Below are 24312 nucleotides of genomic sequence, written 5' to 3' on the forward strand. Positions count from 1 at the left end.
GTATGCCGCTCCCACCCGCCGGCTCCCGGCTACTTCGAGGGCTGAGGCGTCGAGCAGCCGATGCGCGGGTCGAGCCCGATGTAGTTGAGCGGTCCGGCGACGATCGTCACGGCCGTCGTGGCCAGCCGGCTGCAGCTGGGGTCGGACGAGCCGAAGTAGCCGCGCTGGAAGGCGGCGAAGACGCCGATGAGGAGCCAGAGCAGCACGACGACGGTGGAGGTCTGCGTGCGCGTGCGGGTGCGAGCGCTCATGGTGGCCTTTCGTGGAGGGTCGTCACGACGACGACCGTGGAGGGGTCGCCCACCCATACCCGGGCGACCGGGGGTGGCGAACCCGCCCGTGGCGGCGACGGTGGTGCGACCATGGCCGGGTGGGAACGATCGGCGACTACCTCGGCGGACTCGAGCCGGCCCAGCGCGCAGCCCTCCAGCACGTCGTCGACGTCGCGCGTCGCGTGGCACCCGAGGCGGACGAGGGCACGAGCTACGGGATGCCGGCGCTGCGCCTCGCCGGCCGCCCGCTCCTCGGGATCACGGCGGCGGCCAAGCACCTCTCGGTCTTCCCGTTCAGCCCGGCCGTCGTCGAAGCCGTCGCGCCCGACCTCACGGGGCACTCCCTGAGCAAGGGCACGATCCGTTTCGCCGTCGACCAGCCGATCCCCGACGAGGTCATCGAGCGCATCGTCACCCTGCGCCGGGCCGAGCTCGAGGGCTGAGCGTCGCGGCAGCGTCCGAGGCGTGGTCGGGGGCAGCCACCGGTCCGTGGACCGCGAACGGACTGCCCGTGACGTGGGCCCAGTAGCGGTCCCCGAACGACCAGTGCCACCACTCGGTCGGGTAGTTGACGAGGCCCGCCGGGCCCAGGGCGCAGGCGAGCACGCGCCGCAGGTGGCGTGCCTCGTCGTCGAGACCCGGGGCGTCGAAGTAGCACGCCCCGCCGCTCTCCTCGGGGGTCGCGTCGACGGGGCAACCGAGGTCGAGCCGGCGCCCGTCGTCGTCGCAGAGCGTCAGGTCGACGGCGGCCCCGCTGACGTGCGGGGCCGTGGCCGGTGGGGCCACGAACCGGCTCGCCAGCCGGTCGAGGGCGTGAGCGTCGAGCCCGGGCTGCTCGGTCGCGAGGCGCGCCCGGTACGCGGCGTGGATCATCCGCTGGGTGTCCAGCGGACGAAGTCCCTCGACGACGAGCAGGTGCAGGTCGTCGGGGAGCAGGGCCCCGGCCTCGCCGAGACGGTCGGCGAGCGTGCGTCGGACCAGCCGGTGCGGTCCGGGCGGGGGCGCGGTCGCCCGGTCCGGTGCAGAGCCCGGCAGACCGAGACCTGGTGGTGGTGGCGGGGGCTGGTGCTCGACCCGCACCCCGACGCTCGCGAGGTCGACCAGCGGGGATCCGTCCTCGACGACGGGGATGGAGCTGACCCGTGGGTCGGCGAGCAGCAGCGGGCTCGTGGAGCTGCCCATCGACGTCCGGCTCGGCGACGCGCTCATCCGACGACCACACCACGGGGCGCGTCGACCGGCCGGCCGGCGGCGGTGCGCACGAGGACGTCGACGAGCGCCGGGTAGGTCAGACCGGCGGCGGCCCACATCCGCGGGAACTGCGACGCCGGGGTGAAACCGGGGAAGGTGTTGACCTCGTTGAGCACCGGCCCGTCCGGTCCCACGAGGAAGTCGACACGGGCGAGACCGCGACACCCGAGCGCCCGGTACGCCGTCGTCGCCAACTCACCGAGGCGCGCCGTCTGCTCCGGGGGGAGCGGAGCGGGCACGGTGAACCTCGTCCCGGCCCCGGCGTACTTGGCGGCCTCGGTGAAGAACGGCTCGTCGGGGTCGCTCTCGACGAGCAGGGCGGGCCCGCACCGCACCTGCCCGTCGGGCAGCTCGAGCAACGGCACGTCGACCTCGAGGCCGGCCACCTCTGCCTCGACGAGGACTCCGTCCGTCCCGTGCTCGAGAGCGGTCGAGAGCGCCCGCGACAGGGCGTCCGACAGGCCGCCGCCCGGCAGGGCGCCCGACAGAGCGCCCGGCAGAGCACCCGACGGGGCCCCGGGCGTCCGGCGGCGACCGCCGTCGGCGCTCGCGTCGACCCTGGTGACCCCCACGCTCGACCCCCCGTGCACCGGCTTGACGAAGAGCGGGCCGAGCAGGCCCGCCGCGGTCACGTCGTCGACGAGGCGCTGGAGCTCGGCGGCCGAGCGCGTTGCGGCGACCGCCCGCTCCGAGGGGACGAACAGTCCCGGCGCGACCGCCACCCCGGCGGCGGCCACGACGAGCTTCGTCAGCTGCTTGTCCAGGCACACGGCGCTCGCCGCGACGGGCGAGCCGACGTAGGGCACCCCGAGGATCTCGAGGAACCCCTGCACCGTTCCGTCCTCGCCGAGCACCCCGTGCAGCGCGGGCACCACCACGTCGCAGCCTCGCAGCGTCTCGGCGGCGTGCAGCACGCCCGAGCCCGCGCCGGTCCGCCACTCGCCCGACCGCTCGAGGAGGACGGGAACGACGTCGTGGCCGGCGCTGCGCAGGCCGGCGATGATCCCTTGACCGCTCGCGACGGACACGTCGTGCTCGGTGCTCGTGCCTCCGTGGATGACCGCGACCCTCATCGTTCCTCCGTTCCGACGCCGGGCACCTGGATGCCCCGGGCGAGCCCGACGTGCCGGCGCTCGACGCGTGCGCCGATGCCCGTGTAGATCTCGTGCTCGTTGGTGCCGGCCCAGCGCGCCCAGTCGCGGGCGGTCGGCTCGCCGCACTCGCCCGCTCCGAGGACGAGCACCTCGGCGCCGACCGGGACCGGCTCCGGGCCCACGTCGACGACGACCTGGTCCATGCAGACCCGGCCGATGAGCGGGGCCCGTCGCCCGCCGACCCACACGCTCGCCCGGCCCGTCGCGGCGCGTGGCAGCCCGTCGGCGTAGCCGAGCGGGACGAGCGCCAGATGGGTGTCGCGCGTCGTGCGGCCGACGTGGTCGTAGCCGACCCCGCGACCCGTCGCGACACGACGCACCTGCACGACCCGGGTGCGCAGGGTCAGCGCTGGGCTCAGTCCGTCGCCGATCCCGTAGATCCCGGCTCCGACCCGGACGAGGTCGTATGCCGTGTGGCGTGAGTTTGCCTGCACTGCAGCGGTGTTCGCGAGGTGGACGACCTCGGGGCGCAGTCCGGCGGCACGGGCGAGGTCGACGCCGACGCGGAACATGAGCAGCTGGCGGTGGGTCGCCACCGCGTCCGGCTCGCCGCCGTGCGACAGGTGGGACCACAGGCCGACCACCCGGACCCGACCGGCCGACTCCAGTGCCGCGGCGGCCGACACGAGCCCGGCCCAGTCCTCGCCGGGGCAGCCGCTGCGGTGCAGGCCGGTGTCGAGCTTGAGGTGGAGGCGGGGGCGTCCCGTCGCGCGGGCGACCGCTGCGAGGTCACCGGGGCTGCTCACCGAGAGGTCCACGTCTGCGGCGACCGCCTCCTCGGCGCGGGACGGCTCGAAGAGCCACGCGAGGACCGGAGCCGTGATGCCGACCCGACGCAGCTCGAGCGCCTCGCCGACGCGGGTCACCCCGAGCCAGGACGCGCCGGCGGCGAGGCAGGTGCGGGCGACCGGCACGGCACCGTGCCCGAACGCGTCGGCCTTGACGACGGCCATGAGCCGGGTGCCGGCGGTCGCGCGGAGGGCGCGGACGTTCGCCGCGATCGCCCCGTGGTCGACGACGGCCTCGGCGAGCTCGCCGGCCAGCGAGGTGGGCCCCGGGGGTGCGAGCGCGGCGGTGGCCGACGGGTCTGTCTCGATCATGACTCGACGCTAGGAGCGCGAGCCCGAGGCCCGCATCGGGCCGTGGACCGAGCTCGGCATCCTCCTCAGGGAGGAGCGCGGCGCAGCCCGGGTGGAGAACGCGGCTGTGGACGCGCCCTCGCCCGGCTCAGGACAGCGCCACGGCGCCCGTCTGGTAGGCCAGCACGACGAGCGCGACGCGGTCGCGGACACCGGTCTTGGCCAGGATGTGGCCGACGTGCGTCTTGACCGTCGTCTCGGACACGAAGAGCGCCTCGGCGATCTCGGAGTTCGTCAGGCCGTTGGCGATGGCCACCCAGACCTCGCGCTCCCGGTCGGTCAGGGCCGTCGTGCGGTCGATGAGGGCCGGCGCCACGGGAGCGCTCCGGACATACGTCTCGACGAGCCGGCGCGTCGTCGACGGCGCGATGACGGCGTCGCCGGCGTGCACCGTCCGGATCGCCGCGAGGAGGTCCTCGGGTGGCGCGTCCTTGAGGAGGAAGCCGGAGGCGCCGGCACGCAGGGCCGTGAAGGCATACTCGTCGAGGTCGAAGGTGGTCAGCACGAGAATTCTTGTGGCGCAGTCGCGTTCGACGATCAGGCGGGTGGCCTCGATGCCGTCCATCCGTGGCATCCGGACGTCCATGAGGACGACGTCCACCGGCACCGTCGAGAGGGTGTCGAGGCACTGTTGCCCGTCGGCGCACTCGGCGACCACGACGAGGTCGGGCTGCGAGCGCACGAGCATGGCGAAGCCCGCCCGCACCAGCGCCTGGTCGTCGACGATCATGACGCGGATCACGGCGCGACCTCGATGGGTCGGGTCGCCCCGGCCGCGAGACGGGGCAGTGTCGCCACGACGCGGTAGCCCCCGCGAGGATCAGGTCCGGTGACGAGCGAGCCGCCGAGCACCTCGACCCGCTCGGCCATGCCACGCAGGCCGTGGCCCACACCGCCGTCGACGTGGCTCCCGCCGTCGCCGTCGTCGACGACCTCGACGACGACGCGGCTCGGTCCGACCGTCACGCTGACCCAGGCCGTCGCGTCCTCGCCGGCGTGCTTCATGACGTTCGTCAGGGCCTCCTGGACGATCCGGTAGGCCGTCAGCCCGGTCGCGGCGTCACCCTCGGTCGCGTCGTGGGGCAGCAGCTCGCCCTCCTGGCGCAGGTGCACGACCCTCCCGCCCGCGGTGAGGCCCGCCACGAGCGTCTCGATGTCGGCCAGTCCCGGCTGCGGCGCCTCCGGGACGCCGGTCGTGTCGTCGCGGAGCACGCCCAGCAGCCGCCGCATCTCGGCCAGCGAGGCCCGCCCGGTCGCGGCGATCGTCGCGAGCGCGGTCGTCGCGGCGTCCGGGTCGGAGGCGGCCGCGAAACGCGCACCGTCGGCCTGCACGATCATGACCGAGAGTCCGTGCGCCACGACGTCGTGCATCTCGCGGGCGATCCGCTGCCGGTCGGCCAGGCCGTCAGCGCGGCTCACGGCAGCGCGCTCGGCCTGTTCGTGGGCGGCCGCGTCGGCCGCGTGCGACGCGGACTCGTCCTGGAGCGCGGCCCGCTCCCGGGCGGCGCGCACCTGGTCGGCCACGGCCCAGGTGAGCACGACGACGGCGGCACTGTTGAAGAGGAAGACGGCGACCCGGTCGGACAGGAAGGTCTCGAGCGGCGGGAGGAGGTAGCCGAAGCGGAGGAGGAGCAGCACGGTGGCGAGGCCGATCGAGCCGAGCGCCGCCGCGAGGGCCCACAGCCCGCCGCGCCGGTCGGTCCAGAGGGTGACGCCGAAGAGCGCGACCAGGGCCATGAGCACCGTCGGCAGCCCGAGCATGGCCCCGACGGCGTACAGCAGGTAGGCGAGCACCCCGCACGCCGCGAACGTCGCGCGCGGGAAGCGGGGGAGCAGGAGCAGGGCGAGGGCGCCGAGCCCGATGCCGACGTAGCCGAGGACCGCAGGCTGGTCCCGCACGTTGACCCACCAGGCGCTGCGGCCCAGCCCGGCGGCGACCGTGATCGACGTGACGAAGTAGAGCAAGGCGATGATCGCCCCGACGCGGTCGACGAGCGGCCGGGCCGCCCCGCCGGGTGCGGCCGGCGCAGCGGGAGCCTGGGGTGCGGGCCGGACGGTCACGCGAGCACGCTACCCAAGGCGACGGCATACGGGATCCTCCCGTGGGAGGACCTTCCGCGGGGCCCCCACGGGGGATGGTTCGGGCGGGGTCGTCGCTCCGGCCACGATTTCGGGGAACGGGCCCCCGTGGCGTAGTCTTGTGCGTTGGGTGTCGTGTGCCTCGGCGCCTGAGTTCTCGCTGTGCGACGAGCACGGCACCCAGGCACGTCCCAAAGGCCGGTTCAGTCCGGGTCGGCCACCAACAGATAGACGGAGGATATGGCCAAGAAGGACGGTGTCATCGAGATCGAGGGCACGATCGTCGAGGCTCTCCCGAACGCGATGTTCCGGGTGGAGCTCTCCAACGGTCACAAGGTGCTCGCACATATCTCGGGCAAGATGCGACAGCACTACATCAGGATCCTCCCGGAGGACCGTGTGGTGGTCGAGCTCTCGCCCTATGACCTGACCCGCGGTCGGATCGTCTTCCGCTACCGCTGAGCACCAGGGTCGGCCGCGACCGGTCCGCGAGAGCGGGCATGTCAGGCCGGGACGAGTGCGAGGCACCAACTCCCGATTACACAACCAAGCACCTGATCGTCACGTGCCCTCCGGGGCCCGCGGTGGCAGGCGCGCGATCTGAAGACAGCAGGCAGATGAAGGTTCAGCCGAGCGTCAAGAAGATCTGCGACAAGTGCAAGGTGATCCGCCGCAACGGTCGGGTCATGGTGATCTGCGAGAACCTGCGCCACAAGCAGCGCCAGGGCTGAGCAGAAACACCACCCTCGCCGTCGACAGAACTTCGACAGCACGCAAGACAAGTGAATGAAAGCAGCACCCGGCCCCTGATGACCGACCGTCGTGTCGGCGCAGGACGTCACCCCCGGCACGGAGGCCGGGGACCGGTGGTCCGTCCTTCTGAGTGGCGGACCGTGACCCCGGATCGGTGCCTTGCTCCAGACCTCCGCGTCACAGAAATCAGGAGACAACCCAACATGGCTCGTCTTGTTGGAGTCGACCTTCCGCGCGAGAAGCGCGTCGAGGTCGCACTGACCTACATCTTCGGTGTGGGTCGCACCCGTTCCAAGGAGGCGCTGGTTGCCACCGGCGTCGACCCCAACACCCGCGTCAAGGACCTCGGTGAGACCGAGCTCGTTGCGCTTCGTGACTTCCTCGAGGGCAACTACCGCCTCGAGGGTGACCTTCGCCGTGAGGTGCAGGCCGACATCCGCCGCAAGGTCGAGATCGGCTCCTACGAAGGTCTCCGTCACCGTCGTGGTCTGCCCGTGCGCGGTCAGCGCACCAAGACCAACGCGCGCACCCGCAAGGGCCCGAAGCGCACCGTGGCCGGCAAGAAGAAGGCCAAGTGACGCTGATCGCCTCGCGATCACGTCTCACCGACATTCAGTTCTGACGTAGGAGAAAAATGCCTCCCAAGGCTCGTGTGACGAAGGTTCGTCGCAAGGAGAAGAAGAACGTCGCCCACGGGCACGCTCACATCAAGAGCACGTTCAACAACACGATCATCTCGATCACGGACCCCACCGGCGCCGTGATCGCGTGGGCCTCTGCCGGCCAGGTCGGCTTCAAGGGCTCGCGCAAGTCCACCCCGTTCGCCGCCCAGATGGCCGCCGAGGCTGCTGCCCGCCGCGCCATGGAGCACGGCATGCGCAAGGTCGACGTCTTCGTCAAGGGCCCGGGCTCGGGCCGCGAGACGGCGATCCGTTCGCTCACCGCCACCGGCCTGGAGGTCGGCGCGATCAGCGACGTCACGCCCACGCCGCACAACGGTGTCCGCCCGCCCAAGCGCCGTCGCGTCTGATCCGGCCTGAGCGAGAGAGAGAACTAGAAACATGGCTCGTTACACCGGCCCGATCACCAAGAAGTCCCGCCGCCTCAAGATGGACCTCGTCGGCGGCGACAAGAACTTCGAGCTCCGTCCCTTCCCGCCCGGCCAGCACGGCCGTCGCCGGATCCAGGAGAAGGAGTACCTCACCCAGCTCCAGGAGAAGCAGCGCGCCCGCTTCCAGTACGGCGTCATGGAGAAGCAGTTCGTCCGCTACTACAAGGAAGCGGCGAAGCGCCCCGGCAAGACCGGTGAGAACCTCCTCCAGATCCTCGAGTCGCGTCTGGACAACGTGGTCTACCGCGCTGGCCTGGCCCGCACGCGTCGCCACGCCCGCCAGCTCGTGACGCACGGTCACTTCGAGGTCAACGGCGTGCGCGTCGACGTCCCGAGCTACCGCGTCGAGCAGTACGACATCATCACGGTCCGCAAGCAGTCCGTCGAGAGCTTCCCGTTCGAGCTGGCTCGCCAGACGTTCGGCGAGCGTCCCGTCCCGGCGTGGATGCAGGTCGTCGACGGCTCGCTGCAGATCCTCATCCACCAGCTCCCGGTGCGTGCGCAGATCGACTCGCAGCTCACCGAGCAGCTGATCGTCGAGCTCTACTCGAAGAACTGATCAAGGCCCCGTATGCCGTGAAGCCCGCTTCACGGCATACGGGGACCCTTGTGCCTGGGGTCGCGCTCGCAGACAGAGCCGAGCCGGCCCGCCCGGATCACGACCGGGCAGTTTCACGAGGCGTCATATGGCGGTCGCCCGTGGGAAGGAAATGAACAGTGCTCATCGCACAGCGTCCCGTGCTCTCCGAAGAGGTCGTGGTCGAGAACCGCAGCCGCTTCACCATCGAGCCGCTCGAGCCCGGCTTCGGCTACACGCTCGGCAACTCCCTCCGTCGCACCCTGCTCTCGAGCATCCCGGGCGCGGCGGTCACCTCCATCCGCATCGACGGCGTGCTCCACGAGTTCACGACCGTTCCGGGCGTGAAGGAGGACGTCACCGAGATGATCCTCAACATCAAGGGCCTCGTCGTCTCCTCGGAGCACGACGAGCCGGTCGTCATGTACCTGCGCAAGCAGGGTCCGGGTGCGGTCACCGCCGCCGACATCACGCCTCCGGCTGGTGTCGAGGTGCACAACCCCGACCTGCACATCGCGACGCTCAACGACAAGGGCAAGCTCGAGATGGAGCTGACCGTGGAGCGTGGCCGTGGCTACGTCTCGGCGCAGCAGAACAAGTCCGGTGACCAGGAGATCGGCCGCATCCCGGTCGACTCGATCTACAGCCCGGTGCTCACCGTGACCTACAAGGTCGAGGCGACCCGTGTCGAGCAGCGCACCGACTTCGACAAGCTCATCGTCGACGTCGAGACGAAGAACTCGATGACCCCGCGTGACGCCATGGCCTCGGCCGGCAAGACGCTGGTCGAGCTCTTCGGTCTGGCTCGCGAGCTCAACGTCGAGGCCGAGGGCATCGACATGGGCCCGTCGCCGACTGACGCCGCGCTCGCCGCCGACCTCGCCCTGCCGATCGAGGACCTCGACCTCACCGTTCGTTCCTACAACTGCCTCAAGCGCGAGGGCATCCACACCGTGGGTGAGCTCGTGGGCCGCAGCGAGGCCGACCTGCTCGACATCCGCAACTTCGGTGCGAAGTCGATCGACGAGGTCAAGGCCAAGCTCGTCGGCATGGGTCTGGCCCTCAAGGACAGCCCGCCCGGGTTCGACCCGTCTGCCCTCGTCGACGGCTACGGCGAGGACGACTACAGCGACGACGACGACCAGTCGTTCGTCGAGGACGAGCGTCTCTGACCAACCGCTTCTTGACCGAGCCCTCGGCGAACTGCTCGAGAACGGCCTGGTCGGACTTCTAGGAGAAACGAAATGCCCACCCCCACCAAGGGTCCCCGCGTCGGTGGCGGCCCCGCCCACGAGCGGCTGATCCTGGCCAACCTCGCGACGTCGCTCTTCGAGCACGACAAGATCACGACGACCGCGGCCAAGGCCAAGCGTCTGCGCCCGCTCGCCGAGCGTCTCATCACGTTCGCCAAGCGCGGCGACCTGCACGCCCGTCGCCGCGTCCTCACGGTCGTGCGCGACAAGGGTGTCGTCCACCGCCTGTTCGCCGAGATCGCCCCTGACATGGCGGCCCGCGACGGTGGCTACACCCGCATCACGAAGATCGCCGCCCGCAAGGGCGACAACGCCCCCATGGTCGTCATCGAGCTCGTCCGCGAGCCGCTGTCGGCCAAGAAGGCGACGGTCAAGGAGGCCGAGGCCGCCACGAAGCGCGCTGCGAAGCAGAGCGAGTCGAAGCAGGCGGCTGCCGAGACGAAGGCCGCCGAGGACGCCGAGAAGGCCGAGGCCACCGAGGCTGCTGTCGAGCTGCCGAAGGGCGCCGTCGCCGCGAACGAGGACGGCTCGTCGCCCGAGGACGGCTACACCGTCAAGGGCAACGCCGACTCCGGCAAGTACCACGAGGCCGACGGTCAGTGGTACGACCAGACGATCGCCGAGTTCTGGTTCAAGTCCGCCGAGGACGCCGAGGCCGCCGGCTTCACGAAGGCCGGCTCCGGCTCCTGAGCCACCTGAGCCACCAGAGTGACCTCGCGCTCCGGCGCGACGAGAAGGGCCCCGCACCAGTGGTGCGGGGCCCTTCTCGTTCACCACCGGTGGGCGACGTCGACGACGAGACGGCGGCCACCGTCGGTGTCGGTCAGGACGAAGGCGCGCATCGGCAGCCGCGCCCGCACGCCGAGCCCGTAGTCGGTGTAGCCCTCGAAGCTGCCGACGCCCCGCAGCTGCCGGAAGGTGGTCCATCCGGAGAAGGTCGTCGTGGTCCGGCCGAGGACCGACGGCGCGTCGACGGTGACCTGGATCTTCGCGCCACCGCTCACGGGGACGGGGAGGCCGCTGCCCGGCGCGGTGACGGCGCCGACGTAGCGGACGTCGTAGCCGAGGATGCCACGGCCACGGGCGAGGTCGATGACGAGCCGGTCGTAGCAGGCGTGCCGGCCGGCCAGGACCCCCGTGACGGCGCCGGTCCAGAGCTGGGTGGGGCTCGTCGCCTTCGCGCCGGATCCCCACGTGATGCCGCAGGACGGCGCGGTCGAGGCGGTCGCGGGGGTGATGGTGCCGGCGGACGCGACCGGGGCGGTGAGTGCGGCCGCGCACGCGGCGACGAGGATGCGGCGGGTGACGGTGTGCATGGAGGTTCCCCCTTCTGGCGGGCCCGGACCGGGTCGTCCGGTGTCCCACTCATAGGACGTGCAGGGCCCCGGCGCGGTTGACGGGCGCGCGTCACGGGCCCATCGGATCCCGTTAGGCTCGGGCGCCATGAGCGAGTCGAGTGGGTCCACGCTGCGCGTGCGCCTCGACCTGGCCTATGACGGGACAGCCTTCTCGGGGTGGGCCGTCCAGCCGGCGCTGCGCACGGTGCAGGGCGAGCTGACCGCTGCCCTGTCGACGGTGCTGCGCAGCCCCGAGCCCGTCCGGGTCACCGTGGCCGGCCGCACCGATGCCGGCGTCCACGCGCGCGGTCAGGTCGCCCACGTCGACCTCGACGCCCACGCCTGGGCCACCCTGCCGGGTCGCTCCGACCGGGAGCCGGGGGTCGCCCTCGTCAGTCGTCTCGGGGGCCTGCTGGGCACGGACGTCGTCGTGCGCCGTGCGGTGGTGGCCCCCCTTGGCTTCGACGCACGTTTCTCAGCCGTCGAGCGGCGCTACCTCTACCGCCTCGCCGACCCCGACGCAGACCGTGACCCGCTGCGACGCCACGACACGGTCTGGTGGCGCCGGCCCCTCGACGTCGCGGCCATGGACGAGGCGTCGCGCTCGCTCATCGGGCTGCGCGACTTCGCGGCGTTCTGCAAGCAGCGGGAGGGTGCGACGACCGTGCGAACGCTGCTCGACTTCTCATGGGTCCGCCTTCCCGACGGCGTGCTCGCCGCCACGGTGCGGGCCGACGCGTTCTGCCACTCGATGGTGCGGTCGCTCGTCGGTGCCGTCGTGCCCGTCGGCGAGAGCCGTCGCGCTGTGGACTGGCCGCGGGCGCTCCGGGACCGGGCCGAGCGCACCGCGGGAATCCACGTCATGCCGCCGCACGGCCTCAGCCTCGAGGAGGTCGTCTACCCGGACGACGACGACCTCGCCGCGCGGGCCGTGGCCACGCGGGCACGCCGTTCTGCCGTCTGAGCGGTGTCTCAGGCCCGAGACCGGACCGGCGGCCACCAGCCACCTGTGGTTGGATCGTCCGCATGAAGGCCCGCCCGACCCGTGTCGTCTCGGTGGGCGTCCTCACCTGCGCCCTGGTGCTCACGGGCTGCTCGAAGGACACCACCGCCTCGCCGCCGGCGAGCAGCCCCGCCTCCGCGTCGGGTGCGACGTCCACGGCGACCGGCTCGGCCACGACGGCAGCTGGCGACGAGGTCCGGGGCCGCTCGGGTGCCTTCACCGTGGTGCCTCCGGAGGGGTGGACCGAGGCGACCGACAAGGCCACCGGCGTGGCCGACATCGACCTCGTGCTCCTCTCGTCCAAGAAGGTCGGTGCCTTCGCCAACAACCTCGTGGTCACCTCGGCCGCCGGCGACCAGTCGGTCCTCGACGACGAGCTGGCCAAGGGACGCCAGCAGCTCGGGGCCGCCGGACGCACCGTGTCCTCGGCCCCCGGCAAGAGCGTGTCCGGCTCCGCGGCCGCCGGCTTCACGACGACCTTCGAACAGCAGGGCATCAAGGTGCTCGCCCGCTCCTACGGCGTGTCGCGCGGCGGCCGCATCTACCTGCTCACCCTCAGCTCCTCCCAGGCCGACGCGACGCACGCGATGGCCGAGTTCGACGAGCTCCTCTCGACCTGGGCGTGGACGTAGCCCCATGGCGTCTCGCGTGAGGACGTCGGCGGCACTGCTTCCGGCGATCGCCCTGGTCGTGGCCCCGTGCCTCGCCGGCTGCTCCGCCGACCCCGCCCCGGTGGCGCCCACGCCGACCGACGTCGGCGTCGTCCACCTGCCGACGTCCGCGGCGCCGACGACCGACAGCGGCGGCCACCGCATCGAGCCGCTCCCCACCGCGGTCGGCCCCGTGGCGATGACCGAGGACCGTGTCCGCGGCGTGGACTACAGCTACCTCCAGCCCGCCGGGTGGAGCCGGGCCGAGCGCGACCTCGACCCGCCGCCGGACACCCTCGTGCAGCCCGACGACGACGGCGTGCCGGCGTTCATCGCGGTCGAGCGGCCGATCAAGGTGGGCTCGCACTCGCTGGCCGAGGTCGTCGACGGGATCCGTCAGGGCTTCGAGGCCAAGGGCCTGACGCCCATGGCGGCCCCCGAGCGTGAGATCGCCGGCTACCGGGCGATGGGCATCGTCGTCGACCAGTCGGAGCAGGTGCGCCACGTCTACTACGTCGTCGCCTACACGGAGCAGGCCTTCGCGATCCGGCTCACCTACGACCCTGCCCACCCGGAGGCGCTCGACGTCTACCGCGCCGTGCTCGACTCCTGGGCGTGGGGGTGACGCGTGCGCGACCGGATGCTTAACCGGGTGACGCGGCCACACGGCATACGTCAGGCTTGACTCTCGTGGGCCATGTCGACGTCAACTCCGTCTCGTTCAGCCTGCCTGACGGCAGGCCGCTGCTCAACGACGTCTCCGTGCGGGTCGGGGAGGGCGCCAAGGTCGCACTCATCGGTCCCAACGGGACCGGGAAGACGACACTGACGCGGATCATCGCCGGCGACATCGCGGCCCACGAGGGCGCGGTGACGCGCTCGGGCGGTCTGGGCGTCATGCGCCAGTTCATCGGCAAGGTGCGCGACGACACGACCGTGCGCGACCTGCTCGTCTCGGTGGCGCCCGACCGCATCCGCGCCGCCGCCGAGGAGATCGACCGCAGCGAGCTGCTCATGATGGAGCGCGACTCCGAGGACGACCAGATGGCCTACGCCCACGCGCTCGTCGAGTGGGGCGAGGCGGGTGGCTACGAGCAGGAGACGCTCTGGGACCAGTGCACCGTCGCGGCCCTCGGCATCCCGTACGAGCAGGCGCAGTGGCGCACGGTCACGACGCTCTCCGGCGGTGAGCAGAAGCGGCTCGTGCTCGAGGCGCTGCTGCGCGGACCCGAGGAGGTGCTGCTCCTCGACGAGCCCGACAACTACCTCGACGTGCCGACGAAGCGCTGGCTCGAGGAGGCGCTCGTCGCCTCGCCCAAGACGGTGCTCTTCATCAGCCACGACCGCGAGCTGCTCGACCGGGTCGCCACCCGCGTCGCGACGCTCGAGCCCGGAGCCGCCGGCGCCACCCTCTGGGTGCACCCCGGCCGTTTCGCGACCTACGCCCAGGCCCGCACCGACCGCAACGACCGCCTCGAGGAGCTGCGCCGCCGCTGGGACGAGGAGCACGTCAAGCTCAAGACCCTCGTGCAGACGCTCAAGGTCAAGGCCAAGTTCAACGACGGCATGGCCTCGCGCTACCAGGCCGCGCAGACCCGCCTCGCGAAGTTCGAGCAGGCCGGGCCGCCCGAGGAGACGCCGATGACTCAGTCGGTCAAGATGCGCCTCACCGGGGGTCGCACGGCCAAGCGGGCCATCGTCGCGACGGGGCTCGAGCTGACCGGCCTGATGAAGCCCTTCGACCTCGAGGTCTGGTACGGCGAGCGCGTCGCGATCCTCGGCAGCAACGGCTCGGGCAAGTCGCACTTCCTGCGGCTGCTCGCGTGCGGTGGCACCGACCCCGAGCGCGAGCACCAGCCCGTCGGCGACGTGCGGCCGGTGCCCGTCGATCACTCCGGCGTCGTGCGGCTGGGGTCGCGCGTGCGTCCGGGATGGTTCGCGCAGACGCACGAGCACCCCTCGCTCATGGGACGCACGCTGCTCGAGATCCTGCACCGGGGTGACGAGCACCGCGAGGGGCGCCCACGCGAGCAGGCCGCCCGCGCGCTCGACCGCTACGAGCTGGCGCGCTCGGGCGAGCAGAAGTTCGAGTCGCTGTCGGGCGGGCAGCAGGCCCGCTTCCAGATCCTGCTGCTCGAGCTCTCGGGCGCGACGATGCTGCTGCTCGACGAGCCCACCGACAACCTCGACCTCCAGTCGGCCGAGGCGCTCGAGGAGGGGCTCGACCGCTTCGAGGGGACCGTCGTGGCCGTGACCCACGACCGGTGGTTCGCGCGCGGCTTCGACCGCTTCCTCGTCTTCGGCGCCGACGGCCGCGTCTACGAGTCGACCGAGCCGGTGTGGGACGAGGGGCGGGTCGTCCGGCCGCGGTGACCCCGCCCACACTCCCCACGTCGGCCGCACGGCCCGGTGCCCCGGGCGGGGGAGCGGAGTAGCGTCGGGGCATGCTGCTGCGAACGCTCGAGACCGGTGTCGTCGGCGCCCCGATGGCGGGAGGCCCGACCTCTCCCGAGCTCGTCGCCGCGGTCGGCGAGGCCGGTGGTCTGGGCTTCCTCGCTGCCGGATACCTCACCGCACCTCAGCTCGCCTCGGCGATCGCCGAGGTGTGGGACGCGAGCTCGCGCCCCTTCGGCGTCAACCTCTTCGTGCCCGCCCAGGCGAACGCGTATGCCGTCGGGCCGGGCGAGCTGACCGGCGCCGAGCGCGCGGACGCGGTGGCCGCCTACCGCGAGACGCTGGGCGACGACGCGCGGTCCGTCGGCGTGGAGCCCGGTGAGCCGAGGCCCGGCGACGACGACGACTGGGAACGCAAGCTCGACCTCGTCGTGCGGGAGCGAGTTCCCTTGGTGTCCTTCACGTTCGGGCTGCCGAGCACGGCGGTGCTCGGTGAGCTGCGCCGTGCCGGCATCGAGACCGTCGCCACGGTCACCGACGTCGACGAGGCGGCAGCGGCCCTCGGTGCCGGCGTCGACGGGCTCTGTCTCCAGGGACCGGAGGGCGGCGGACACCGTGGCACCCTCGATCCGGCCAAGGAGCCGTCGGCGTCCGACCTGCTGGACCTCGTCGCCGCCGTGCGGTCGCAGACGGACGTGCCGATCGTCGCCGCCGGCGGGATCTCGACCCCGGAGCGTGCCGCGCAGGTGCGGGCCGCCGGGGCTGACGCCGTCCAGGTCGGGACCGCCCTGCTCCTCACTCCTGAGGCCGGGACCGGCCTCGCCTACCGCCGCGCGCTCGCCGACCCTTCCTACGAGCGCACCGCCGTGACCCGGGCCTACTCGGGCCGCCTCGCCCGCGGTCTCGAGACCGAGTTCCTGCGTCGGCACGACGGCCACGCCCCGGCCGCCTACCCGGAGGTCCACCACCTCACGGTGCCGTTGCGGCGGGCGTCGGCACGGGCGGAGCGCTCGGACCTGCTCGCCCTGTGGGCCGGCTCGGGCTGGAGGTCGGCGCGGCCGGTGCCCGCGGCCACGGTCGTCGCCCTGCTCTCGCACTGACCCGGGCGTCGGCCGCGTGAGAGCGCCGGTTTCGCGTTGCGAGGGACCGGCCGCGGCGGTTGACTGCCGCACGTTCGTGCAGTTGAGCGCAGACCGTATGCCGTCGGGCGGGCCGACGGCATACGAGCCCTCTGGGCGGTGCGGGAGCGGGCGGCATACGCTCGGGCCATGCCGAGCGCCGAAGGAAACCTGACGTGGGTGGCCGCCTCCGAGCGCCCCGACCTGCTCGCCCCGCCCGTCGCGGCGGCACTCGAGCACGTGCCGGGGGTCCGGGTCGCCCCGATCGACGCCACGCTCGCCGACACGGCGGCCTTCTGCGAGGCCTACGACGTCGCACCCGAGGCGTCGGCCAACTGCGTCGTCGTCGAGGCACGCCGCGGTGACGACACGACCCTCGCGGCCGTCATGGTGCTCGCGACCGACCGGGCCGACATCAACCGCGTCGTGCGCAAGCACCTCGGCGCCCGCAAGATCTCCTTCGCCGACCAGGCGAAGGCCCAGAAGCTGACCGGGATGCAGCAGGGTGGCATCACGCCGGTCGGGCTGCCGGCGGGCTGGCCGGTGCTCGTCGACGAAGCCGTCGTCGCGGCAGGTCCGGTCGTCATCGGCGCCGGCGTCCGCGGCGCGAAGCTGCTGCTCGACGGGGCGTCCCTCGCCGGACTGCCGACGGCGCAGGTCATCGCCCTCGCCGTGCGCTGACGGCTCGCTCAGCCGGCGACGTCCCAGAGCATCTGGGCGCGCTCGGTCGGCGTCGTGCCGCCCCAGATGCCGAAGGTCTCGGGAACCCGGAGCGCGTGGTCGAGGCACCGCTCCCGGACGGGGCACGAGGCGCACACCATGCGGGCGGCCTCGGTCTGCTCGCGGCGCTCGCGCTGGTCGAGCTCCTGGTCGTCGGCGAAGAACTGCTCGACGGCCTTGGTGCGGCAACGACCCTGCTCCTGCCACTCGTACGAGGAGTAGGTGGGGCGCGGAAGGCGAGTGATCGTCATGGCTTCCTCCGTCGGTCCGGTCGAGCGATCTGATGCAGAACCTACGCAGAACTTATGCATTGCACAAGAGGTCTGCATAAGTTTATGATCTGGGGAGCCCGATCGGCGCTGGAGCGGTCCATGACGGGAATCTCGGACCGCTCCGCCCGACGCGGGTGACCAACGTGAAACGGTGATGATCGACATGAACCCGCAGCCGGCAGCCTCGAGGGAGCCCGGCCAGACGGAGCCTGACCACCCCGAGCCGGGGGAGCGGGCGCCCGATCTGGGCTGGCCCGTGGGAGTCGTGTCCGAGCGACTCGCCATCGCCGCGCCGACGCTCCGGTCCTGGGATCGCCGCCACGGCATCGGACCGAGCCTGAGGACCCGGGGCAACCACCGCCGGTACACCGAGCTCGACATCCGGCGCGTGCTGCTGATGTCCCGCCTGACCGCCCAGGGGGTGCCCGCGCAGAGCGCCGCGGACTCGGTGCTGGCGATGGACTCTGGGGCGATCGCCGAACGTCTCGACGGGGACCGCAGGTCCGCAGCCCCGGGCGAGGGGGACGGGCTGGGTCGCCTGCCCGGCGAGCCCGGCGAGCCCGGTGTCGGTGGTGCGCGCGCGGGTGAGGTCGAGGGCTCCGAGCAGGATGCGACCGACCTCGTCGAGGCCATCGTGGGCGCGGCCCGAGCTCTCGACCCCCGCACCATGGCGCTGCTCTACCGCCAGGTCATGCGCCGCCGCGACGTCGGTCGGGCCTGGGTCGAGGTCTTTGCGCCGGCGCTGCGCCGCGTCGGTAACCTCTGGGAGGAGGGGCGGCTCGGGGTGCAGTCCGAGCACCTGACGAGCGAGCTGCTCCAGTCCGAGCTGCGCGCGGTCGTGCGGGCCAACCGGCTCCGGGTCGCAGGTCTGCCCGTCGTGCTGGCCAGCGCCGACGACGAGCAGCACCACCTCCCGCTGCTCGCGCTCGAGGCCGAGCTCGCGTGCCACGGGGTGGCGAGCCTCTTCCTCGGCCCGCGCGTGCCGTCCGACGCCCTCGTGTCGGCGCTGCGGGAGTCGCAGCCGCGGGCCGTCTTCCTCTGGGCCTCGCTCGCGCGCCCGCAGGCCGAGCCGTTCTGGCGCGACCTCGAGATCATCGACTGGCCGCTCGAGGTCGTCATCGGCGGGCCCGGCTGGCCCGACGGGATCGCCGCGCCCGAGGGGCCGGTGACCGTGAGGCGAGCCGCCGACTTCGGCGCGGCCGTGACTGCCCTCGTACCGCGCCCGGGTGCCTCGGTGGGCTGAACGGCTGTCGTTCGGCGCAAGAAACCGCAACATCCTGAGCCTGAGTGCAAGATTTTGCAGTCCAGGTCTGGCGTGGTGTCCGATTCGGGCGCTAAGTTCTCCCCCGGTGGTCGAGCGTCCAGACGCGGGCGTGAGCGACCCAGCCCACAAAGGAGTGCGCATGCGCCGTCGCCCGGCCCTGTCCGTCGCCAGCATCTCGGCCCTCGTCATGGCGGGACTCGCCGTCCCGCTGGCCGGGGCACCGACCGCCCGGGCGGACGCTCCGCGCACCGCAACGGTCGTCGGGTCCCTGCAGGACGAGCTCGGCTGCAGCGGCGACTGGACGCCGGACTGCAGCGCCACCGACCTCGCGCTCGAGCCGGGCACGACGACATATGCCGCCGAGTTCCGTCTGCCCAAGGGCAGCTACGAGCTCAAGGTGGCCATCAACCACTCGTGGGACGAGAGCTACGGCCAGGGCGGCGGCAACGTGCCGCTCGTCCTCGCCGGCCCGGCCACGCTGCGCTTCACCTACGACGACACGACCCACGCCATCGGGATCGCCCCCACCGACCTGCCCGGTGCCGCCACGAAGGCCGACATGAAGCTGGCCGCCTCGTCGCTGCGCTCGCTCGCGACGAAGGAGCGCTTCTACTTCGTCATGGCCGACCGCTTCGCCAACGGCGACACGGCCAACGACCAGGGCGGCCTGACAGGCGGACCGCTCTCCACCGGCTTCGACCCGACGAACGAGGGGTTCTACCACGGTGGTGACCTCAAGGGCCTGACCGGCAAGCTCGACTACATCAAGGGACTCGGCACGACCGCGATCTGGCTCACGCCGTCGTTCAAGAACCGCCCCGTGCAGGGCAGCGGCTCCGACGCGAGCGCCGGCTACCACGGCTACTGGATCACCGACTTCACCCGGATCGACCCGCACCTGGGCACGAACGCCGACATGAAGGCGCTCATCTCGGCCGCCCACGCGAAGGGGATGAAGGTCTACTTCGACATCATCACCAACCACACGGCCGACGTCATCTCCTACGAGGGCGGCTCCTCCACCTACGTCAACAAGGAGACGAGCCCCTACAAGGACGCCCGCGGCAAGGCCTTCGACGACGCCGCTGTCGCCGGCAAGCCGGCCTGCGCCGGCGACACCGTGCCGGACTGCTTCCCGAAGATGACGGCGGGCACGTCCTTCCCGTACGTGCCGAAGGTCGCCGACGCCGACAAGGACGTCAAGGTCCCGGCGTGGCTCAACGACACGACGCTCTACCACAACCGCGGTGACTCCACGTATGCCGGCGAGTCGTCGACCTACGGTGACTTCTCCGGTCTCGACGACCTCTTCACCGAGAACCCCAAGGTCGTCACGGGCATGGAGGACATCTACAACTCCTGGGTCGACTTCGGCGTCGACGGCTTCCGCATCGACACCGTCAAGCACGTCAACATGCAGTTCTGGCAGGCCTTCTCGCCGGCGATCCTCAGCCATGCCAAGGCGATCGGCAACGACGACTTCTTCATGTTCGGCGAGGTCTACGACGGCAACCCCGCCTACACGAGCCAGTTCACGACAAAGGGTGCGCTGCCGGCGACCCTCGACTTCGGCTTCCAGGGTGCGGCGCTCGGCTTCGCCCAGGGCAAGGCGACCACCGGCATCCGCGACCTCTTCGCGGGTGACGACTACTACACCGACACGGACTCGAACGCCTACGAGCTGCCGACGTTCCTCGGCAACCACGACATGGGTCGCGTCGGCGCGATGCTGCTCGCCGGCGGCGCCACCGGTGACGACCTGCTGGCCCGCGACCGGCTCGCGACGTCCCTGATGTTCCTGACGCGCGGCAACCCGGTCGTCTACTACGGCGACGAGCAGGGCTTCACCGGTCCGAAGAGCGACTTCGGCGACAAGCGTGCGCGCCAGGACATGTTCGCCAGCCGGACGCCGATCTACCAGGACGACGTCGTCGTCGGGGGCAGCGAGCCCGCCGGCTCCGACTCGCACTACGACACGTCCGCACCGCTCTACCGGGAGATCAAGGCGCTCTCCACCCTCCGCGCGGCCAACCCGGCCCTCGCGGACGGGGCGCAGGTGCACCGCTACGCCTCGGACGCGGCCGGCATCTACGCGATCAGCCGCATCGACAAGGCGGCCAAGCGCGAGTACGTCGTCGTCGCCAACAACGCCACGACGGCGAAGACCGCGACCTTCTCGACCTACTCCGCCGGCTCGAAGCTCGTGCCGCTCCTCGGCGCCACCTCGGACCTGCGCGCCGCGGCCGACGGGCGCGTCACGGTGACCGTCCCGCCACTGTCGGTGGCGGTCTATCGGGCGAACTCGACCATGGCGCAGCCGAAGTCGGCTCCCGCGATCTACCCGACGTCGCCCAGCGCGGGTGGTGTCGTGGGTGGTCGTGCGGAGATCGGCGCCGCCCTGCCCGGTAACACGTTCGCGGAGGTCTCCTTCCTCCAGCGCCCGGTGGGCACCTCCTCCTGGACGCCGCTGGGAACGGACGACAACGCGCCCTACCGCGTCTTCCACGACGTGTCCGGCCTCGCCAAGGGAACGCTCGTCGAGTACCGCATCGTGGCCAAGGACATCGCCGGCCACGTCTCGGCGACCTCCACCTACGGCATCGTGGGTGAGCCCGAGACGTCCGGCGGCGGTGGCGGCGGTGGTGTCGGCCCCGTCACCCAGCCCGACAACGTCAGCGTCCCCGGCAACCACAACTCCGAGATGGGCTGCCCGGGCGACTGGCAGCCGGACTGTGCGGAGGCGCAGCTCGCCCTCGACGCCAAGGACGACATCTGGAAGGGCACCTTCGACGCCATCCCGGCCGGCGACTACGAGTACAAGGCCGCGATCGACAAGTCGTGGGACGAGAACTACGGTGCCGGAGCGGTCAAGGGCGGCGGCAACATCGCCTATACGGCCGCCGGCAAGCCCGTCACCTTCTACTACGACCACCGCACCCACTGGGTGACCAACGACGCGACGGGCCCGATCATCACGGCTCCCGGCAGCTTCCAGAGCGAGCTCGGCTGCCCGGGAGACTGGGCGCCCGACTGCATGCGGTCGTGGCTGCAGGACCCCGACGGTGACGGCACGTACGTCTTCACCACCGACCAGATCCCCGCGGGCTCGTACGAGTTCAAGGTCGCCGTGGGTCTGTCCTGGACCGAGGCCTACCCGGCCAACAACGTCGCCTTCTCGGTCCCGGCCGACGGCGTGCTGACCACCATCACCTACAAGACCTCGACGCACGAGGTCACGGTCAAGACGTCCAAGGCGGGCGCCGCGCCCGACCTGACGAAGTCCAAGGCCTACGTCGTGGGTCCCGACCTCGTCGCCTGGCCCGCGTCGGCGCTGCCGGCCGGCACCGACCCCGCGACGCTCGACTGGCGCCTGCACTGGTCGGCCGACGGCGGTCTCGCCGTCGACGCGGAGGCCGTCACCGGCGGCTCCGTGGCGAGCCTGACGCGCGACCCGGCAGGGCTGCCCGCCTCGCTCGTGGCCGCCCACCCGGAGCTCAAGGGGGCCGTGGCCCTGCGTCTCGACAAGGCGACCGCCGCACTGATGCCCGAGATCCTCAAGGGCCAGGTCGCCGTCGCGATGTACGCCTCCACGGGCCAGCTGCTCGACGCGACGGGCGCGCAGACGGCCATCGCCCTCGATGCGATCTACGCCGCCAGGGCGGCCGCTCGCACCTACGGTGTCGGCTTCACGCGCAGCCGCGCGACGTTCAGCCTCTGGGCCCCCACGGCGCAGCAGGTCACCCTGCTCACCTGGCCGGCCCGCTCGGCGGACCGTCCGGTCGACACGGCCCGACGCACGACGATGACGCGCTCGTCCGACGGGGCGTGGACGACGAGCCTCAGCACCTCGACGGCGCTCAACGCCCGCTACCTCTACGAGGTGAAGGTGTGGGCGCCGACGACGGGCACGGTCGAGACCAACGTCGTCACCGACCCGAGCTCGGTGGCGCTGACGCTGAACTCCACGCGGTCCGTCGCCGTCGACCTGACGAGCCCGGCGTTCATGCCCTCGGTGTGGAGCCGCACCCCGTCGCCGAAGCTCGCCCAGCACGTCGACTCGACGATCTACGAGCTGCACATCCGCGACTACTCCATGTCGGACGCCAAGGTCCCGGCGGCCCTGCGTGGCAGCTACCTCGCCTTCGCCGCGGACGGTGACGGCAGGGCGCACCTCAAGGCGCTCGCCAAGGCCGGTCTCAACACCGTGCACCTGCTGCCGAGCTTCGACATCGCCTCGATCGAGGAGGACAAGGCCAAGCAGCAGACGCCGCAGTGCGACCTCGCCTCCTACGCGCCCGACAGCGAGGAGCAGCAGAAGTGCGTCGGGGCCGTCGCGGCCAAGGACGCCTTCAACTGGGGCTACGACCCCTACCACTACAGCGTTCCCGACGGCTCGTACGCGTCGAGCACCGCTGCGGCCGACGGCGGGACCCGCGTGGCCGAGTTCCGCACGATGGTCGGAGCCCTGCACCAGGACGGCCTCCGCGTCGTGCTCGACCAGGTCTTCAACCACACGGCCCAGTCGGGCCAGGGCGACAAGTCCGTGCTCGACAAGGTCGTGCCCGGCTACTACCACCGCCTGAACGCGAGTGGCGCCGTCGAGACCTCGACGTGCTGCCAGAACGTCGCCACCGAGCACGCCATGGGCCAGAAGCTCATGGTCGACTCCGTGGTGTCGTGGGCCCGCAACTACCGGGTCGACGGCTTCCGCTTCGACCTCATGGGCCACCACAGCAAGGCCAACATGCTCGCCGTGCGCTCGGCCCTCGACGCCCTGACGCTCTCGAAGGACGGCGTCGACGGCAGGTCGATCTACCTCTACGGCGAGGGCTGGAACTTCGGCGAGGTCGCCGACAACAAGCTCTTCGTGCAGGCGACGCAGGGCCAGCTCGGTGGCACGGGCATCGGCACCTTCTCCGACCGCCTGCGTGACGGCGTGCGTGGAGGCGGACCGTTCGACGAGGACCCGCGTCGTCAGGGCTTCGGCTCCGGCGAGGCGACCGACCCGAACGGTGCCGCGATCAACGCCGACGCGGCCACCCGCCTCGGCAGCGACACCGACCTGGTCCAGCTCGGGCTGGCCGGCAACCTCAAGACGTTCACCTTCCGCAGCCAGAAGACCGGGACGGTCGTCAACGGCACACAGGTCGACTACAACGGGTCCCCGGCCGGCTACGCCGACCAGCCCGACGAGGTCGTCAGCTACGTCGACGCCCACGACAACGAGACGCTCTTCGACTCGCTGACGTACAAGCTGCCGGTCGCGACGTCGATGCAGGACCGGGTGCGGATGAACACCCTGTCCCTCGCGACGACCGCTCTGGCGCAGACGCCGTCGTTCTGGCACGCCGGCGCCGACCTGCTCCGCAGCAAGTCGCTCAACCGCGACTCGTACGACAGCGGTGACTGGTTCAACCGGCTCGACTGGACCGGCGCCGACAACGGCTTCGGCCACGGCCTGCCGCCGCAGGAACAGAACTCCGCCAAGTGGCCGTTCATGAAGCCGCTGCTCGCCAACCCGGCGCTCAAGCCGTCCGCCGCCGATGTGCGCAGCGCCGACGCGATGGCGCAGGACCTGCTGCGACTTCGCTTCAGCACCAAGCTGTTCCGTCTCGGTAACGCGGCTGCCATCAACGCCAAGGTGACCTTCCCGGTCTCCGGCACGGCCGACGCGAAGCAGGGTGTCATCGTCATGCGGATCGACGACACGAAGGGAGTCGACGTCGACCCGGCGCTGCGCGGAGCGGTCGTCGTCTTCAACGCGACCCCCGACGCCGTGACCCAGAAGGTCCCCGGCCTCAGCGGCGCGGTCTCGCTGAACCCGGTTCAGGCGAACGGCGCCGACAGCGTCGTCAAGCAGGCGGCATACGACGCAGGCAGCAGCTCGTTCTCGGTGCCCGCCCGCACGGTCGCGGTCTTCGTCCAGCCGAACTGACCACGCAGCCTCCTCGAAGGCCGGTCCCCG

General features: G+C 71.7%; 24 protein-coding genes. 16 read left to right on the forward strand and 8 right to left on the reverse strand.

The window, feature by feature from the left end; all coding sequences use genetic code 11:
• Positions 1-29: 29 nt before the first annotated feature.
• Positions 30-251: a hypothetical protein gene (locus AC1DW8_RS02965; RefSeq protein WP_056771060.1), complete on the reverse strand. Its 222-nt coding sequence runs from the start codon at positions 249-251 to the stop codon at positions 30-32.
• Between the two features lie 119 nt (positions 252-370).
• Between AC1DW8_RS02965 and AC1DW8_RS02970 the strand changes: the two genes are divergently transcribed.
• On the forward strand, positions 371-715 hold the full coding sequence (locus AC1DW8_RS02970; protein ID WP_056771057.1) for an iron chaperone: 345 nt from the start codon (positions 371-373) through the stop codon (positions 713-715).
• Here AC1DW8_RS02970 and AC1DW8_RS02975 read toward each other — a convergent pair.
• The 5 genes from AC1DW8_RS02975 to AC1DW8_RS02995 all read right to left on the reverse strand — a co-directional run bounded on the left by AC1DW8_RS02975 (position 684) and on the right by AC1DW8_RS02995 (position 5877).
• Complete coding sequence (locus tag AC1DW8_RS02975; RefSeq protein WP_200958935.1) at positions 684-1481, reverse strand: M15 family metallopeptidase; 798 nt, start codon at positions 1479-1481, stop codon at positions 684-686. The two genes, AC1DW8_RS02970 and AC1DW8_RS02975, sit on opposite strands and share 32 nt — an antisense overlap.
• A complete protein-coding gene (locus AC1DW8_RS02980) occupies positions 1478-2596 on the reverse strand; it encodes a D-alanine--D-alanine ligase family protein (protein WP_478091719.1) in 1119 nt (372 codons plus the stop codon). Before AC1DW8_RS02980 ends, AC1DW8_RS02975 begins: the two co-directional genes overlap by 4 nt.
• Entirely contained in the window at positions 2593-3777 is a 1185-nt protein-coding gene (gene alr, locus AC1DW8_RS02985) for an alanine racemase (protein WP_082619359.1), read from the reverse strand. The genes AC1DW8_RS02980 and alr overlap by 4 nt, the downstream gene beginning before the upstream one ends.
• 127 nt (positions 3778-3904) lie before the next feature.
• Positions 3905-4558 carry a response regulator transcription factor gene (locus AC1DW8_RS02990; RefSeq protein ID WP_478091721.1) on the reverse strand — a complete coding sequence of 218 codons (654 nt, stop codon included), beginning with the start codon at positions 4556-4558 and terminating at the stop codon, positions 3905-3907.
• Positions 4555-5877 carry a sensor histidine kinase gene (locus AC1DW8_RS02995; RefSeq protein WP_056771053.1) on the reverse strand — a complete coding sequence of 441 codons (1323 nt, stop codon included), beginning with the start codon at positions 5875-5877 and terminating at the stop codon, positions 4555-4557. The genes AC1DW8_RS02990 and AC1DW8_RS02995 overlap by 4 nt, the downstream gene beginning before the upstream one ends.
• A 258-nt stretch (positions 5878-6135) precedes the next feature.
• Here AC1DW8_RS02995 and infA point away from each other — a divergent pair, with 258 nt between their 5' ends.
• The 7 genes from infA to rplQ all read left to right on the forward strand — a co-directional run bounded on the left by infA (position 6136) and on the right by rplQ (position 10279).
• Entirely contained in the window at positions 6136-6357 is a 222-nt protein-coding gene (infA, locus tag AC1DW8_RS03000) for a translation initiation factor IF-1 (RefSeq protein WP_013493543.1), read from the forward strand.
• Positions 6358-6512: 155 nt separating this feature from the next.
• The gene (rpmJ, locus tag AC1DW8_RS03005; protein ID WP_006592630.1) at positions 6513-6626 is read left to right on the forward strand and encodes a 50S ribosomal protein L36; all 114 of its coding nucleotides are present in this window, start codon (positions 6513-6515) and stop codon (positions 6624-6626) included.
• 225 nt (positions 6627-6851) lie between these two features.
• Positions 6852-7226, forward strand: a complete 375-nt coding sequence (gene rpsM / locus AC1DW8_RS03010) for a 30S ribosomal protein S13 (protein WP_020143209.1) — start codon at positions 6852-6854, stop codon at positions 7224-7226.
• 56 nt (positions 7227-7282) lie between these two features.
• On the forward strand, positions 7283-7678 hold the full coding sequence (rpsK, locus tag AC1DW8_RS03015) for a 30S ribosomal protein S11 (RefSeq protein WP_020143208.1): 396 nt from the start codon (positions 7283-7285) through the stop codon (positions 7676-7678).
• A gap of 31 nt (positions 7679-7709) precedes the next feature.
• Entirely contained in the window at positions 7710-8318 is a 609-nt protein-coding gene (rpsD, locus tag AC1DW8_RS03020) for a 30S ribosomal protein S4 (RefSeq protein ID WP_045191881.1), read from the forward strand.
• 158 nt (positions 8319-8476) lie between these two features.
• A complete protein-coding gene (locus tag AC1DW8_RS03025; RefSeq protein ID WP_020143206.1) occupies positions 8477-9508 on the forward strand; it encodes a DNA-directed RNA polymerase subunit alpha in 1032 nt (343 codons plus the stop codon).
• A gap of 72 nt (positions 9509-9580) precedes the next feature.
• Complete coding sequence (rplQ, locus tag AC1DW8_RS03030; RefSeq protein WP_056771050.1) at positions 9581-10279, forward strand: 50S ribosomal protein L17, sunset domain variant; 699 nt, start codon at positions 9581-9583, stop codon at positions 10277-10279.
• 80 nt (positions 10280-10359) lie between these two features.
• Here the strand turns inward: rplQ and AC1DW8_RS03035 are convergent, their stop codons facing one another.
• Positions 10360-10905 carry an AMIN-like domain-containing (lipo)protein gene (locus AC1DW8_RS03035; protein WP_478091726.1) on the reverse strand — a complete coding sequence of 182 codons (546 nt, stop codon included), beginning with the start codon at positions 10903-10905 and terminating at the stop codon, positions 10360-10362.
• A 127-nt stretch (positions 10906-11032) separates the two neighbouring features.
• Here AC1DW8_RS03035 and truA point away from each other — a divergent pair, with 127 nt between their 5' ends.
• The 6 genes from truA (at position 11033) to AC1DW8_RS03065 (ending at position 16772) form a co-directional block, all read left to right on the forward strand.
• Positions 11033-11890, forward strand: a complete 858-nt coding sequence (truA, locus tag AC1DW8_RS03040; protein WP_478091728.1) for a tRNA pseudouridine(38-40) synthase TruA — start codon at positions 11033-11035, stop codon at positions 11888-11890.
• 62 nt (positions 11891-11952) lie between these two features.
• On the forward strand, positions 11953-12561 hold the full coding sequence (locus AC1DW8_RS03045) for a hypothetical protein (RefSeq protein ID WP_478091731.1): 609 nt from the start codon (positions 11953-11955) through the stop codon (positions 12559-12561).
• Positions 12562-12565: 4 nt separating this feature from the next.
• On the forward strand, positions 12566-13204 hold the full coding sequence (locus AC1DW8_RS03050; protein ID WP_056771036.1) for a hypothetical protein: 639 nt from the start codon (positions 12566-12568) through the stop codon (positions 13202-13204).
• 65 nt (positions 13205-13269) lie between these two features.
• On the forward strand, positions 13270-14952 hold the full coding sequence (locus AC1DW8_RS03055) for an ABC-F family ATP-binding cassette domain-containing protein (RefSeq protein ID WP_020143200.1): 1683 nt from the start codon (positions 13270-13272) through the stop codon (positions 14950-14952).
• Positions 14953-15023: 71 nt separating this feature from the next.
• Entirely contained in the window at positions 15024-16073 is a 1050-nt protein-coding gene (locus AC1DW8_RS03060) for a nitronate monooxygenase (RefSeq protein ID WP_478091735.1), read from the forward strand.
• A 168-nt stretch (positions 16074-16241) separates the two neighbouring features.
• Positions 16242-16772 (forward strand): YbaK/EbsC family protein, encoded by a 531-nt coding sequence (locus AC1DW8_RS03065; protein WP_478091737.1) that lies wholly within the window; start codon positions 16242-16244, stop codon positions 16770-16772.
• Between the two features lie 8 nt (positions 16773-16780).
• Here the strand turns inward: AC1DW8_RS03065 and AC1DW8_RS03070 are convergent, their stop codons facing one another.
• Positions 16781-17062 carry a WhiB family transcriptional regulator gene (locus AC1DW8_RS03070; protein WP_020143197.1) on the reverse strand — a complete coding sequence of 94 codons (282 nt, stop codon included), beginning with the start codon at positions 17060-17062 and terminating at the stop codon, positions 16781-16783.
• Between the two features lie 175 nt (positions 17063-17237).
• On the opposite strand from AC1DW8_RS03070, the gene AC1DW8_RS03075 reads away from it, so the two are divergent.
• Entirely contained in the window at positions 17238-18326 is a 1089-nt protein-coding gene (locus tag AC1DW8_RS03075; RefSeq protein WP_478091797.1) for a MerR family transcriptional regulator, read from the forward strand.
• Between the two features lie 160 nt (positions 18327-18486).
• Positions 18487-24282 (forward strand): pullulanase-type alpha-1,6-glucosidase, encoded by a 5796-nt coding sequence (gene pulA / locus AC1DW8_RS03080; protein ID WP_478091740.1) that lies wholly within the window; start codon positions 18487-18489, stop codon positions 24280-24282.
• The last annotated feature ends 30 nt before the right edge of the window (positions 24283-24312 follow it).

The organism is Terrabacter sp. P2_E3, from assembly GCF_056403915.1.

What these genes read in the sequence shown, in the direction of transcription:
- AC1DW8_RS02965 (WP_056771060.1), bottom strand. Translation starts at nt 251, where the DNA reads ATGAGCGCTCGCACCCGCACGCGCACGCAGACCTCCACCGTCGTCGTG.
- AC1DW8_RS02975 (WP_200958935.1), bottom strand. Translation starts at nt 1,481, where the DNA reads ATGAGCGCGTCGCCGAGCCGGACGTCGATGGGCAGCTCCACGAGCCCG.
- AC1DW8_RS02980 (WP_478091719.1), bottom strand. Translation starts at nt 2,596, where the DNA reads ATGAGGGTCGCGGTCATCCACGGAGGCACGAGCACCGAGCACGACGTG.
- alr (WP_082619359.1), bottom strand. Translation starts at nt 3,777, where the DNA reads ATGATCGAGACAGACCCGTCGGCCACCGCCGCGCTCGCACCCCCGGGG.
- infA (WP_013493543.1), top strand. Translation starts at nt 6,136, where the DNA reads ATGGCCAAGAAGGACGGTGTCATCGAGATCGAGGGCACGATCGTCGAG.
- rpmJ (WP_006592630.1), top strand. Translation starts at nt 6,513, where the DNA reads ATGAAGGTTCAGCCGAGCGTCAAGAAGATCTGCGACAAGTGCAAGGTG.
- rpsM (WP_020143209.1), top strand. Translation starts at nt 6,852, where the DNA reads ATGGCTCGTCTTGTTGGAGTCGACCTTCCGCGCGAGAAGCGCGTCGAG.
- rpsK (WP_020143208.1), top strand. Translation starts at nt 7,283, where the DNA reads ATGCCTCCCAAGGCTCGTGTGACGAAGGTTCGTCGCAAGGAGAAGAAG.
- rpsD (WP_045191881.1), top strand. Translation starts at nt 7,710, where the DNA reads ATGGCTCGTTACACCGGCCCGATCACCAAGAAGTCCCGCCGCCTCAAG.
- rplQ (WP_056771050.1), top strand. Translation starts at nt 9,581, where the DNA reads ATGCCCACCCCCACCAAGGGTCCCCGCGTCGGTGGCGGCCCCGCCCAC.
- AC1DW8_RS03035 (WP_478091726.1), bottom strand. Translation starts at nt 10,905, where the DNA reads ATGCACACCGTCACCCGCCGCATCCTCGTCGCCGCGTGCGCGGCCGCA.
- truA (WP_478091728.1), top strand. Translation starts at nt 11,033, where the DNA reads ATGAGCGAGTCGAGTGGGTCCACGCTGCGCGTGCGCCTCGACCTGGCC.
- AC1DW8_RS03045 (WP_478091731.1), top strand. Translation starts at nt 11,953, where the DNA reads ATGAAGGCCCGCCCGACCCGTGTCGTCTCGGTGGGCGTCCTCACCTGC.
- AC1DW8_RS03050 (WP_056771036.1), top strand. Translation starts at nt 12,566, where the DNA reads ATGGCGTCTCGCGTGAGGACGTCGGCGGCACTGCTTCCGGCGATCGCC.
- AC1DW8_RS03060 (WP_478091735.1), top strand. Translation starts at nt 15,024, where the DNA reads ATGCTGCTGCGAACGCTCGAGACCGGTGTCGTCGGCGCCCCGATGGCG.
- AC1DW8_RS03065 (WP_478091737.1), top strand. Translation starts at nt 16,242, where the DNA reads ATGCCGAGCGCCGAAGGAAACCTGACGTGGGTGGCCGCCTCCGAGCGC.
- AC1DW8_RS03070 (WP_020143197.1), bottom strand. Translation starts at nt 17,062, where the DNA reads ATGACGATCACTCGCCTTCCGCGCCCCACCTACTCCTCGTACGAGTGG.
- AC1DW8_RS03075 (WP_478091797.1), top strand. Translation starts at nt 17,238, where the DNA reads ATGATCGACATGAACCCGCAGCCGGCAGCCTCGAGGGAGCCCGGCCAG.
- pulA (WP_478091740.1), top strand. Translation starts at nt 18,487, where the DNA reads ATGCGCCGTCGCCCGGCCCTGTCCGTCGCCAGCATCTCGGCCCTCGTC.